The organism is Marinagarivorans cellulosilyticus, from assembly GCF_021655555.1.
GTDB classification, from domain to species: Bacteria; Pseudomonadota; Gammaproteobacteria; order Pseudomonadales; family Cellvibrionaceae; genus Marinagarivorans; species Marinagarivorans cellulosilyticus.
Genome location: NZ_AP023086.1, coordinates 339,304 through 353,576 on the forward strand (window position 1 = coordinate 339,304; position 14,273 = coordinate 353,576).

8 protein-coding genes are annotated in these 14,273 nt (G+C 42.6%); all 8 read left to right on the forward strand.

All coding sequences use genetic code 11. From position 1 onward, the window contains the following. Window positions 1-3: 3 nt before the first annotated feature. The 8 genes from MARGE09_RS01210 (at window position 4) to MARGE09_RS01245 (ending at window position 14,222) form a co-directional block, all read left to right on the forward strand. Window positions 4-174: a shikimate kinase gene (locus tag MARGE09_RS01210; RefSeq protein ID WP_236985546.1), complete on the forward strand. Its 171-nt coding sequence runs from the start codon at window positions 4-6 to the stop codon at window positions 172-174. Next, on the forward strand, window positions 156-551 hold the full coding sequence (locus MARGE09_RS01215; RefSeq protein WP_236985547.1) for a hypothetical protein: 396 nt from the start codon (window positions 156-158) through the stop codon (window positions 549-551). The genes MARGE09_RS01210 and MARGE09_RS01215 overlap by 19 nt, the downstream gene beginning before the upstream one ends. A gap of 147 nt (window positions 552-698) precedes the next feature. Then, window positions 699-2,474: a peptidase domain-containing ABC transporter gene (locus MARGE09_RS01220; protein WP_236985548.1), complete on the forward strand. Its 1,776-nt coding sequence runs from the start codon at window positions 699-701 to the stop codon at window positions 2,472-2,474. Continuing rightward, a complete protein-coding gene (locus MARGE09_RS01225; RefSeq protein WP_236985549.1) occupies window positions 2,471-4,726 on the forward strand; it encodes a peptidase domain-containing ABC transporter in 2,256 nt (751 codons plus the stop codon). Before MARGE09_RS01220 ends, MARGE09_RS01225 begins: the two co-directional genes overlap by 4 nt. Before the next feature lie 349 nt (window positions 4,727-5,075). Next, entirely contained in the window at window positions 5,076-6,434 is a 1,359-nt protein-coding gene (locus MARGE09_RS01230) for an HlyD family type I secretion periplasmic adaptor subunit (RefSeq protein WP_236985550.1), read from the forward strand. 5 nt (window positions 6,435-6,439) lie between these two features. After that, window positions 6,440-7,387, forward strand: coding sequence for a response regulator (locus MARGE09_RS01235; RefSeq protein WP_236985551.1), 948 nt, complete (start codon window positions 6,440-6,442; stop codon window positions 7,385-7,387). Window positions 7,388-7,392: 5 nt separating this feature from the next. After that, window positions 7,393-11,034 carry a response regulator gene (locus tag MARGE09_RS01240; protein ID WP_236985552.1) on the forward strand — a complete coding sequence of 1,214 codons (3,642 nt, stop codon included), beginning with the start codon at window positions 7,393-7,395 and terminating at the stop codon, window positions 11,032-11,034. Then, the gene (locus MARGE09_RS01245; protein ID WP_236985553.1) at window positions 11,034-14,222 is read left to right on the forward strand and encodes a hybrid sensor histidine kinase/response regulator; all 3,189 of its coding nucleotides are present in this window, start codon (window positions 11,034-11,036) and stop codon (window positions 14,220-14,222) included. The genes MARGE09_RS01240 and MARGE09_RS01245 overlap by 1 nt, the downstream gene beginning before the upstream one ends. Window positions 14,223-14,273: the final 51 nt, after the last annotated feature.

A 14,273-nucleotide genomic window follows, 5' to 3' on the forward strand; every position in this document is an offset into this window, starting at 1 on the left:
GGTATGCGCGTATTTATGAGTGGTGTGAGTTGCGTAGGTAAAACAACAGTCGGCCCATTATTAGCCGAGCAATTAGAGCGCCCTTTCTTTGATATGGATCGTGAGGTAGAGCGCTTTCATGGCATGAAGATCCGCCCTTTACGCCGCAACCCATTATGCGAGAGTACCGTGTAGAAGCGGCTAAAGCATTAGTGTATTTACTGGCGCAAAAAGAAAGCGAAGAAGCTGTTATTTCCATGCCCCCCAGCGGTTTTATGGAGGCCTACTGGGATGTCATAAAAACGCAGACATGCGCAAAGATTACCCTGTTCGATGCGCCAGAAAACATCTTGAAACGCCTAATATTCTTTGATGAAGAATCAAACCCCAAAGAAAAAACGTTAAATAAAGAACAAACCGCGCGCTATTTGAAATCCATTTATACCGATATGGAATATTTTCAGGATTCTTACAACCGTTCGGATGCCCAGATTGCCATAACCGGCCTTAACCCCCATCAAGCGGCTAAAAAGGTGAGTGTAATACTTCGCGTAATGAAAAAAATACATTAGAGCATATTACAAAGCTGTTTTTCTTAAACGCATTAAGGGCGCCATTAATTATCGTCTAACATTGTTCCGCCCAGAGTCTATGCTTAAAGAAGCGAAAATATAATTAGGCGGGGTGGCGTGTTGCCCCTGTTAAAAAGGGTTGCTCGAATGGCCTATGCAGGCATACATCTAAAAAATAAATACGAGACTGCAAGGCGGTATCTTGGGGCTATTCTTCACCCCGTTGATGCTAAGTACCTCAAGCACCCCGATATTACATTTGAGAATAAAACCAATACTTTAATCATCGCGAGTTTGGCGATACACCTATTGTCGTTAAGCTTACCGGTAACAACACTGCAAGTGTACGACCGCATATTGGTCAGCCAGAATATGGGTACGCTTAACGCTTTAGCGATGGGTGTAAGTATTGCCGTATTATTGGAATGTTTTATTCGTTTGGCGCGTTCTTACATTGTGAGTTGGAGCAGCGCGGTATACGAGCATGCGCTAAGTTGTAATGCGCTGCGTCATATTCTTCATTCCGATTTATCTGAGGTGGAGCAAGAAGATGTAAGCCAGCACTTGCATCGCATGGGGTCAATATCGCGCATGCGTGAATTTACCAGCGGCCAAGCTCTTATTACATTAATCGATTTACCTTTTGTAGCGATATACATCATTTTAATTGCTGTGCTGGCAGGCTCTTTGGTTGTTGTACCTATCATGATACTTAGCATATTTGCGTTATTGGCATGGGCCTTAGGTAAAAAAATAAAATCTATCTTATCGCAGCGCGACGATTCCGATGAAAAGCGCATGAGCTTTTTTATTCAAGTGCTTACGGGTATTCATACGGCAAAGTCGCTAGGGCACGAAAACCAGCTTCAGCGCAAATATGAGGAGCTGCAGCGAACAACCAGTACCTACAGTTATTTTTTATCTAAAGCAACAAATACGGCCAGTAATTATAGCGCGCTATTTACGCAAGTGATGACAGTCTCCATGATTGCCTTTGGCGCGCCTATGGTGCTTTCTGGCAAGGTGACAATGGGTACCTTGATTGCTTGCGTGTTGTTATCTGGCCGAATAATGAGCCCAGTACAAAAAGCGTTGTCTATATGGACGCGTTTTCAGGATTATCAACTCTGCCGCGAGCAAGTTAATAGCATCTTTACCTCTAAAAAAATAAAGCGTGCACCGGAAGAATCAATGACGGTTATTGAAGGTTCCATCGCGGTTAACAATTTACATTTTTCCTACACCGAAAACGATAAATACTTGCTTAGGGGTATTAACTTTAATTTAAAGCGCGGTGCGGCTATTTCTATTTCGGGGGATCATAGTTGCGGAAAAACAACATTGCTTAAGTTGATGTCCGGGCTTTACCTGCCCAAGCAAGGTGAGGTGTTAATTAATGGCGTGGCGGCACACTTGCATCCACCGGAAGAACTTATCAAACACTTGGGTTATTTGCCAATGGATGGCGCTATTTTTAAAGGCACAATAACCGAAAATCTAACGGCTTTTGGCTTAAATACCACGGATAACGTTAATCAAATTTCGACCCTGCTAGGTATTGATAAAGAAATCGCAAAATTACCGGCGGGTTTCGATACCATGTTAGAAGGTGGAAGCTCTGATGCCATTCCGCCAGGGTTAAAGCAGCGTGTAGCCATTGCGCGCGTATTGGCCGCAAAACCCAAAATATTACTGTTTGATAATGCCGATAGAGGGCTGGATAAAGAAGGCTATCATCTGGTTTACAAGCTTTTAGCGAAACTAAAAAATAGAGTCACACTTATTTTAGTGAGCGACGATAAAAACATACTGCATCTATCTGACCGGGATTATGTTCTCGATAATGGCGAGCTAAAAGAGCGACGCTTTGTAGATGACAGTAAGCTGCATGATGTTAAACCTTATCAGGTGTTGCGTTTATGAATGCGGCTTTGGAATTTAATGATCAAGCGTGGATAACAAAAGCGCATCAAATCGAGATTATGCTATCGCAGCTGCGTGCTGCTGGGTGGTTATCTGACTCGAGTGATTTGAGCCGCTGTTATGAAAATGCCATTGTGTGTTTGTCGGTAGAGCTAGACCTGCCGATAAGCGAGCGCACCTTGTGTGATTATTTGCCAAGTACAAAGCGTGATATAGATGTAATTGATGTCATGAACGCTATTGCAAACTTAGGTTATTTGGCTAACGAAATCACTATTGATGCGCCAATTATAAATAAACGGCTTTTCCCATGTTTGTATGTGCCGCATACGCATTCTACTGACGCCGCAGCGAATAGCACACTCAATGGTGCACAACCTGTCGTGATCTTGGGTTCGCATTCGCAAGACGATAATTTAATGTTTACCATTTATGACTGTTCTGCTGAACGCGTCATGACGGTTAATAGTAGTGTAATCCCCAAAGGCAAGGCGTATGTCTTTACGAAAGAATCGGAATCGCCACAGCCGTTAACACCGGAGTATATGGCGGCATCGGGGTTTACTTGGTTTAGGGCGCTGCTCGAACGTTTTAAAAGCCTATTCTGGCAGGTGTTTTCTGTCAGTATTATGATTAATTTAGTGGCCATTGCCGCCCCGCTTTTTGTGATGCTGGTATACGATCGTGTCATAGGCTTGCATTCACCAGAAACATTAATGCCCTTGATTGTCGGGGCGTTCTTAGCGCTAGCCAGCGAAGGTGTATTGCGTATGGTGCGGCTGCGAGCATTATCTTGGTTTAGCTCGCGGGTAGATACTATCGTCAGTAACCATATATTTTCCCAATTGGTGCTAATGCCAATAACGTTTACCGAGCGCGCATCGGTATCTGCACAAATTTCACGTATCCGGGCTTTTGAAAGTATTCGCGATTTTTTCAATGGACCTTTATTTTTAGCCATTGTAGAGCTGCCTTTTACCCTTATCATTTTATTGGCCATTGCGATTATTGCTGGCAAACTGGCCTTGGTGCCTTTAGCCATTGGTATGCTGTACTTAGTCCTGTTGTTTTTTACCAATACATCGCTAAGAACATCCACTAAGTTGTCGGGTAAAGACCATTCGCTTCGCCAGCAAATGGTATTTGAAACTTTCCAAAAAATGCATGGTATTCGTTCTAGCGGCATCGGTGAAAAATGGATTGAAGAATATCGAAAAGTATCGGGCAAAGCATCGTTATCGGCGTTTAATACAGCTTTTTTATCTGCACGTATCGAGACAATATCGCACGCGTTGTTTGTGGCGGCAGGGCTTACTATTATCTATCTTGGGGTTATTGGTATTTTGGCAGGCGAGATCACTACCGGTGCATTAATCGCTACCACACTTTTAGTTTGGCGAGTGTTAACGCCCTTTAAAATATTGTGTAATTCCATGAGCCGCTTCGAGCAAGTGCGTAACTCGGTGGATCAAGTCAATCGCCTTATGGCAATTAATACCGAGGCGCAAGAATCCGCATCGCATACGCGCATTAACGAATTAAAAGGGCATGTTAGTTTTAGTAAAGTGGGCCTGCGTTATAGTAAAATTAGTGACCCCGTATTTACCGGTCTTAGCTTTAATGCAAAACCTGGTGATTTGGTTGCCGTTACTGGTGGTAATGGTTCGGGTAAATCGACAATTCTTCAACTGATAAACGGGTTTTATAAACCGCAAACCGGAAATATTAGAATTGACGATTTAGATATTCGCCAACTTGATTTAATCGACCTTCGTAAAAATATTGCTTACGTGCCTCAAATCCCGCATTTCTTTAACGGATCCATTGCAGAAAATCTACGTATGGCTGATCCACTAGTCAATGCGCAAGCAATTAAAGTAGCGTTAAACCAAGTAGATGCATGGGAGGAAATTTGTGCCTTACCTCAAGGGATAGAAACGCAAATAGGCATCGATGGTTTTCAGTTGCCTTCAGGGTTGTCGTATAAGTTAAATTTGGCGCGGGCCTACATCAAGAATACCTCGCTTATGTTGTTCGATGAGCTACCCTATGCATTGCTAAACAGTAGTGCGGGCGATGCCTTCCGCAAGACAATTGAGCGCTGGAAAGGGCACCGCACAGTAATTTTAGTAACCCACCGCGAAGACTACATAAAAATGGCCGATACAGTCGTCTTGCTTTCCACCGGAGATTTTCCCATGGTGGGCTCCCCTGATTTAATTATAGAGGCGATCAATAAGAGCAACACCTAGCGCATCTAATTTAGCCATTCTAGGGTTGACCTTTTGGTGTGCCCTTTTTATTCGCTTTGGTAATAAATAAAGGCAAGTAGGCCTGTATACCTGCCTCCATTAGCATTCTTGCCAAAATAATAGCGATAAAGCGGGCTGATTTTTAAGCCTGACTACATATGCCTTCAATATAACCAAAAACTTAATATCGATATAACCCTATTTCAAAATGGCATGTAAAGAAGGCTATTCCTTTTTGTGTTTGCCAGCTAGGCCTAGCTTTTTTAACTAGACTAAATAGAAGGGTAACTTTATATGTATTTTAAGTCGCGGAGGTAACGCTGACTGTGTATTGCAGCTGCGTAACGGTATGGTTATATCTATTAAAGAATACTTAAGGCAGCACCAGCTCTCGCAAAGCGAGCAGGAGCAGCTGGCTTACATGCCGCAATCGGTAAAGCTAGAGGAAGCGGTTAATCCGCATATGGTGCGTATTACTATGTTAGTGATTAGTACCGCCATACTGGTCTTTTTTATCTGGGCTGCTGTTACAAAAATTAGTGAAGTGACGAGTGCTGTTGGAGAGGTGGTTCCGCGTGGTTATACCCAAATTATTCAGCATTTAGAAGGGGCGTTGGTTAAAGAAGTCTTGATTCGCGATGGTGACCTTGTCGATCAGCATCAAGTTCTAATTAAGCTAGAAGATACGGCGGCAACGCAGAATCTAGAAGAAACGCGAAAAAAGATGAAGTCTATTAAATTTCAAATAGAGCGCTATAAAGCGTTTGTTGAAAAGCGCGATCTAGATTTTAGCCATATCGCCAAGTTAACCGAGGAAGAGCTTAATTTTCAAGCCAGTACTTATAATGAAATGCGCCAGTCTATTGCGCAGGAAGAGGACGTGTTAAGCCAGCAAATAACACAAAAAGAGTCTGAAATAGAAAAATTACAGCATCGTATAGAGCACGCCAAGCAAAGCTTAGCATTGGCCGCCGAAGCTCGGGATATTCAAAAAAAATTACTCGATAAAGGCTATGCATCGCGGCTAACGTATATCAAGTTTGAGCAAGACCACCATAAATTAATAGGTGATCTAAAAGAGTCTAAAGAGGCTTTAGGGCAAGCTCGCGAGTCTTTGACCGAATATCAAAGCCGCTTGACATCACTTGGGTCTAAGTCTCGAGACCAAGCGTATTCGATGTTGGATCAATTGCAATCCCAGCGTGATCAAATACAAGAAACGCTAATTCGCTTAGAAGATCGCGTCAATCGATTAACCATTCGGGCGCCGGTAAAAGGAGTGGTGAAAGGCTTACAGCTTAATACCGTTGGCGGTGTTGTCGAACCCGGTAAAGCGCTATTAGAAATAGTCCCCTTAAGTGCGAAGCTTATTGTGGAAGCGCAAGTTTCCCCCAAGGATGTTGGCCATATTAAAGTGGGGCAGCCGATACGTGTGAAAGTCAGCTCTTTTGATTTCTCACGCTATGGCACAGTGTCGGGAACGTTAGATTATGTTTCTGCAACAACATTTATGAACGAAAAGCGAGAACCGTATTTTAAAGTGCGCATTGGGTTAGCAAAAACCTATGTGGGGCACGATGCGCAACAAAATACGATTCTTCCTGGTATGACTGTTGTTGGCGACATTATTACCGGAGAAAAGACTATTCTTTCTTATCTATTTAAACCTATTCATTTATCACTTAAAACGGCATTTTCAGAAAGGTAATTAATATGGAATCTTTTAACCTTGCGGCATCTGCAATTCCTAATGGTGTAACGATCAATACATTGGCAGTGGATGATGACCGTTCTATGCGTATGATGTTACAAACGCAATTAGAAGATCTAGGCCACAATGTTACAACCGCGGACGATGGAAAAACAGCATGGTCCGCGTTACAGGAACACGGCGCTGATATTGATATTGTTGTTATTGATCGTGAAATGCCAGGCATGAATGGTTTGGAAGTTGTGTCGTTAATGAAAAACGACCCGCTATTAAAGAATATCCCCGTCATTATGCAGACAGGATCTGATCGAGCGGAGCAAATCCGAGAAGGCATCGATGCCGGGGTGTATTATTACCTAACAAAGCCCATCGACGAAGAAGTTTTGGCGTCGGTTATCTCTGCGGCTGTGCGCAATATATCGCAACAAAAGTTGCTTAATCAGGAATTAAAGCACCATAAGTCCAGCTTTAATCTTATTCGCAAATGCCAGTTTAAATTGCGTACTATTCCAGAAGCTGAAGACCTTGCATGCTTTTTGGCAAATTGTTATCCCCAGCCAGAAAAAGTGGTTACCGGTATTGCAGAGCTACTCATTAATGGTGTTGAGCACGGAAATTTAGGCATTGGCTATGATGAGAAAACATGGTTGATTAAAAGTGGTACTTGGCGCGATGAGGTTTTGCGAAGAACGGAATTCCCTGAACATAAAAACAAGAGTGTTGAGGTTTTGTATCAACGCCAAGAGGATGGGTTCTATTTGAAAATCAAAGACTGTGGCAACGGTTTTGATTGGCGTAAATACATTAAAGTTGACCCTTCTCGTGCATTAGAAAATCATGGGCGAGGCATTGCGCAAGCCCACTCCATGAGCTTCGATAAAATATCGTATAACGATGCGGGCAACGAAGTTACCGCGTTTGTTGCTAATGATTCTGATATTGATTGGTAATTCGCGTGCCAGAGAAGGATCGCAACAACTGGCTTAAGCGAGCCATAAAAGCAGAGAAGCGTTTAAGTGTGCAGGGCAAAATGCAGCTGCTTTTTGTGCTGGCCATTGTACTTTGTGTATTGATTTCTCTGCCTTTTGTTTACATAGAGGCTGTAACACTAAAAAATCATTTTCATCACGAAACAACTAAGACGCTTACTCGATTGATTGAAGTGCCGTTGGCTGATCAGCTATTGAATATAGACTTACCGGCTATAGAGCGTACGGTTGATTCGTTTAAGCAAGCATTGGATGTTGAGGCGTTCTGTTTGTTTAATAAAGAAATGATTGTTGTTAAATCATTAAAGAGTGAGTGCCATGCTAACGAGTTGGCATTTGTAGAGCCGGTGCATAACGTCGATGGCCAGATTGAGGGCTATTTGTATGTTCAGGCCTCTAATGGATATGAAAATGGCATACTTTACAGGCAGTTGATTGTGGCAGCCTGTTTAGTGGTGGTGTTTTTTATCGTTTCTTTTTTAATGTTGTTAAGGTTGCGATTTATTATCTCCCGCCCGTTAGAAGAGCTAAGCTCTTCAGTTGTAAAATTCTTAAAGAGCAATGATTTTCATATCAGGGCTTCACATTTCTCAGATGATGAAATAGGGCGTTTAGCTGCGGCTTTTAACCACTTGTTGCAAGATATGCGCAGTAAAGAGCATGCGCTACTCAAGGCAAAAAACAAGGCCGATGAGGCCAACGAGCTAAAGGGTGATTTTCTGGCTTCGGTGAGCCATGAGATCAGAACGCCCATGAATGGCATTATCGGTACCACCGAGCTGTTGCTTGAATCGTTAGAAAAACAAAAGCATAAGAATTATGCCAGTACTATATTGCGCTCATCAGAAAGTTTGCTGGCAATTATTAATGATATTTTGGACTTTTCTAAAATTGAATCTGGAAAGTTAGAAATAGAATCGATACCTTTTAATTTGTATGCCGAAATAGAAGACGTCGCAGATTTAATGACGATGCGAGCGAATGAAAAGGATATAGAAATTATCTTGGCGATATCGCCTTATATTCCTGAGGTGGTCATTGGTGATCCTAGCCGCCTTAGGCAGGTGCTTAACAATCTCGTTAATAATGCAATTAAATTTACCGACAATGGCCATATCTTAATAGAAGTGGAGCCATTGGGTTGCAGCGTTAGTGACGATGCGAAAGAGAAATTGCGGTTTTCCGTAGTCGATACCGGTATTGGTATTTCTGAAAGTGCCCAGAAAAAGATTTTCGAGCGTTTTACTCAAGCCGAATCGTCTATTACTCGCCAATATGGTGGAACAGGTTTGGGCTTGGCTATTTGCAAGCAACTGGTTGAGCTATTAGGTGGTGAAATTCATGTAGAAAGTGTCGAGGGTAAAGGGTCTACTTTTAGCTTTACGTTAGATTTTACAATTGATAAAGAACAGGCAGTACACGAAAATACTGAAAAGCTAGAAGGATTGCATGCGTTAGTTATTGATGATAACCCCTATTTTTTAGAATATATAAAGCTAGCACTTCGCTATTTTGGTTTGCGTGTAAGCTGTGTCAGCAGCGCAAAAGAAGCAATTCGGCTAGTCGGTAGGTTTGATGAAAAAGGCGAGCCATTTGATGTCATATTAATTGATGAAAATATGCCTATGGTTAATGGTTGTGCGTTAGCTGAAAATATAGGACTAACGTATGTTGATAGCGCGCCGCCTATAATAATATTAAGTGATATTAGCGCTGACATGCAGCATGAACAGGTATATTCCAAGTTGGGTATATCGGCATATATTCAAAAACCGATACGCTTGAGACAGTTAACGGCATTAATTGAGTTAACAATATTGTCCGGGAAAACTGCTGGCGCTAATGTTTTAACTGTTGATGAAATTAGGGGAAGCTCTAATAATCGCGCTAGTCACTTCAAGTTGGCTGGCCCGCAAATCTTGGTTGCTGAAGCAAATGACACCCATTATAAATTTATAGAAACGATTCTTTTAGAAGCCGGTTGTAAAGTAGTAAGGGTTTGTGACGGCGACGCTGTTATTGAGTATGTCATGAACCACGCTGTAGATTTAATGGTTTTAGATATTGAGCTTCCCGTCGTTAATGGTATTGATGTAGCTAAATCTTTCAGAAAAATGCAGGCTGAAATGGCTGCACGTCATACGCCTATAATCGCTACGGCAGCGCGGGATGTAGCTGTTGATAATGTTCATGCCGTTAATGCCGGTATTGACTTATTTATTCATAAGCAATCGTTAAAGAATCAACTTGTCAGTAAGATATCGGTACTTATTCCCAATTTTATTATTAATCAAAAGAATGACTTAGTATATTTTGAGGGCGTAAAAATACTATTGGTTGAAGATAACCGTGTTAATGCGCAAATAACCACAGAAATATTAAATGAGTTCGGTTGTGAAGTCGTATTGTGTATTGATGGTAAGGAAGCTTTAGACTGTTTCCGCGAGGCTCGTTTTGATGCCGTATTAATGGATTGCCAGATGCCGATCATGGACGGCTTTGAAAGCACGCGCCATATTCGCCACTTCGAACGCAGTGCCCACCGCAGTGCAACCCCTATTATTGCATTGACAGCAAACGCAATGAAGGGCGATAGCGAGCGCTGCTTTAACGCGGGCATGGATGACTATATTACAAAGCCGATAAAGCGAGAAAAGCTGCGAACATTATTGGCTAAATGTGTTGATAGCAGCAAGATATCCATTAAGCCCCATTCGGGTGAGCAAGATATAGATAACCTAATCGATGATGAAGAGTTCTCTAGAGTGCTCGCTTTTAGTAGCCGCGCGGGCATTGACGTGGAGCGTTATATTGTTGACATAGAGAAGAGCTTGCAATTGCTTGAAAGACAATTCCGGTCACAATCTGCGCGTGTTATTTATGAAACTACACAGGTTGTTATTCCTGTTTGTGAGGCTTTTGGTTTTTTACGTTTGAGACGTGAGATGCTCCGTTTTTCTCAGGCTGCTTTAGATTTACATGCTGAGAAGATTAGCCGCACAGATATTCTTGCTGGCTTATTGCAGGCCTCGATTAAAACTGCAACGCAAACGAAAGAATATATCCAGTCTTTGCATAACGAAATTGTTGTTACCTTACCAGAAGATTCAAAAGACTATCCGCCTATTGGCGAGGGAGCTACTGAAGCTGCTAATGCGGCTAGCGCATTAATTCGCATTAATAAGGCGCCTTCAAACGCTTCTATTAATCGCAAGTCTGATGATAAGAGTTCAGTAAAAGTATTCGAAAACAAAGTAGAACAATCACACGAGTTGGTGGATAAGGCAACATTTGACGCGACCAAAAATGTGTTTAAGAAAAAGTTTGATACCATTTTGGGGGAATATATCGAAGATAGCGAAGAGTATTTAGCATGTATTTGTTCAGGTCTTGCCGAGCAAGACTTCCACCGTATTCGTGAAAATGCACATCCGTTGAAGTCGTCATCGTATACCTTAGGCTTTTGTGCTGTGGGTGATCTGGCTAAAAATATAGAAACCTATGCTAAGAAATCTACAGGCCTTGAAGAAATACAGCAGGATATTGAAAAGTTAGTTAAAGCTTTTGATGGTACAAAGGCGTTTATTACATCGGGGGCGCTTAAATAATGTATAAAGCCTGGTTCCCATCTGTTGGTCATAACGGTCTTTGGTCTAAAGTGGTTGTGCTTTTTGGTGTGTCGGCTGCGCTCGTTATTTCCATTTTTATGTACTCCTCATTACAGGCGGTAGAAAACAAACGCAATGCGGAATCTATCTATAAATTAAACCAGCAAATATCCGTTGTTAAGCATATCTCTGTATTGGCTCAGTATTTCGACCGCAATATCGTACCTCGGCGAGACAATAACACGACGGAACCGGGTTATGTTGGAGATGTGGCGGCGCTGCCCCGTAAGCTAAACACATCCCACGCGCGCAACGAGCTTAGAGATTTAGCTCGCCAGTTAGAATTTATTAATACAAGTTTGCAGGCACAAAAAGATATTGTCCCTGACGCAATTAGCAGTATGTACTTTGATGGCGAACATTCGACGAGTTTTTTAGTAAGGGAGTATGTTGCCTCGGCTTATAAACTCTCGCAGTTATCTAGCGATAACCAAAATGATGTCAAGCGTCATATAGACATTATTGCCAGGTACCAAAAAATTGTTGATGACAGATTACACAAAACAGTAACGCGCTACTATCAACACTTGGGGGATGTAGTTAGCCGGCAAAATCAAAGTTATTGGCATTACTTGGTCGTTGTTTTTGCTTTGTTTGCACTGGCGATGTTCTTTTATATATTGCGGCCACTGCAAAATGATATAGAGCAGGCCTATGAACAAGCTGCGCTAGCAAATAGGATTAAAACCGAATTTTTAACCAGCGTAAGCCACGAAATTAGAACCCCGATGCACGGTATTATTAGTGCCGGCGAAAATTTGGATTCTACGCGGCTAGATAACAAGCAAAAATCTTACGTTAAGACGATTATGTCGTCTGCAGATGCCTTGCTAGACGTGGTTAATGACATTCTTGGTTATTCCTCTTTGGAAACTGGTGATACCCAAGTAGAGCTAACACGTTTTAATTTATTTGAATTAACTCAAGACCTTATTCAGATAATGGAAGAGCGCGCACAGCTTAAAAGCCTAGAGCTAATTATGCGTTATGAAGATGGCGTGCCTCATGAGGTCGGTGGCGATTCTTCTTTGATTCGTCAGGTTCTTTATCATTTATTAAGTAATTCCATTAAATTCACGGAGTCGGGTTATATTGTTGTAACTGTAGATATAGCAGAGCCATTGGGTACAGGTGATTTAGCCCTTAAATTTTCTGTCGAAGATACCGGTATTGGTATTGAAGAATCTAAATTGTCTATTATTTTTGAACAGTTTGTCCAAGGTAATGGCGGTACTAAACGTTTATTCAGTGGTACAGGTTTAGGTTTATCTATTTGTAAAAAATTGGTAGAGCTAATGGGCGGCAGTATTCGCGTTGGAAGTGTATTAGGCGAAGGTGCTACATTTAGCTTTACAATACCGTTAAACCTTGCCGACAATATTCAGCGTGTAGAATCACCGGCCTCGTTAAGCCATTCGGGTTCTATCGTTTTTGTTTGCGACGATAAAGAGTTTAAAGGTAATGTTTTAGCTGAATTAGGTATGAGTGGCTTGCAAGTCGTTTGTGTGACATCGCATGAATTGATGACTAATACGATGAACTTAGGTGGTGCTGTTTCGCTACTGGCGATTGATTATTTTGTGAAGGCTGCATCACCTAGTAAAATGATACAAACCGCCAAAGCGTATACCGCATTCGATAAAATACCTGCCGTTTGCATTACGCGTAAACATGATGAACAGGTAGCGCAGGGTTTAAAAGAGCAAGGTTTTAGCGGGATATTTTCTTTTCCGGCAGATACAGAGTTATTCACCGAATTCCTAACGACCCAAAAATCACCCGCCAAAACAGCTGCGCCGAGTGCACCTAGCGAGCTTCTAACGCGAACCTATACGGCCAATGTTAATCATTTAGATGGTGCACAAATTCTATTAGTCGAAGACAACCGTATTAACGCCGCTTTAGCTGAAGATATGCTATTGGATTTTGGTGCGACGGTAACGCTCGCCGAAAATGGAAAAATTGCAGTGGATACGATTCGCGGCGGGCGGCATTTTGATTTGGTATTAATGGACTGCATGATGCCTGTTATGGACGGTTTTGAAGCAACAAAGGCGATTCGTGCATTACCCCAAACCATTGGTAAAACGCTGCCAATTATTGCCTTAACAGCCAACGCAATGGTTGGGGATAAAGAGCGCTGTTTAGATTCTGGCATGAATGCGTATTTATCTAAGCCAGTACGCAAAAAAGACTTACAGCAAACAATGAGCAAATGGCTCCAGCATCGCCAGCCTGTTAAACAGACTGCATCGTCGATTATTGCCGACGATGCTTCGGCGACGTCTCAAAATACGTCAAATACTGTGGCGGCACCTGAGGGTAAGGACAGTCAGTTACTAGCTGCGGCGCAGCCTGCCGATGTCGATTCGCCGGTCGAAGGCGATAAACCCAAAAAGCCCATGTTAGGAATGCAAGACGATGGCTTTGATATGTCGTTATCGCTCGATACGCATAATGTAGTTTCCTCTGAGGTAGAGCGCGACGAACCTGCTACTAATCGCAATGTGACTAATAGCAAGGCGGCTAATAGTGAAGCGGTTAATAGTGAAGCGGCGAAAGCAAAGCAGGATGAAGCGTCTACCCCTAAAAAAGCGCCTATGCCTAAAGAGGCTCCTATGCCTAAGGAGGCACCTGGTAGGCCCAAAGACGCTGCAGCCCCAGCGCCTTTGGCACCGACCACAAGCCCAGCCAGCCCAATCGGTGAAGCTAAAACCGCTGACGACAGTGCAGCGCAAGGTGAGGCTGCTCCGCAAGAGCAAAGCACGGGGCTGGCACTGCAGTACTTGGATGATGCAGCGGTGGTTAAGGCCAAGTCTATGATGAAACGGCGCTTCCCTACGATGATTGAATACTTTTTAGAAGATACACAGAACTACCTAGAGCAAATTAAAGAAGGCCTAGAGGCAAAGGATTACAGCCAGCTTGTTGTACCTTCGCACACAATAAAATCGTCCAGTCGGCAGATGGGGGCTTTTACGGTTTCGGACTTAGCCCGAGAAATTGAATCGCTCGCTCGCTCGGAAGAAGGCAGTTTTGAGACGCTTTTGGTTTTAACGGAACAGTTACAAGAACAATTCGATCTATCTCGTATCGACTTTAATTACCTTTTGTCGGAAGCTGGTTAGCCGCCTAGCTAGCTTGGCTACACTCATAGAAACAGGCGTTGAATTAGAGGT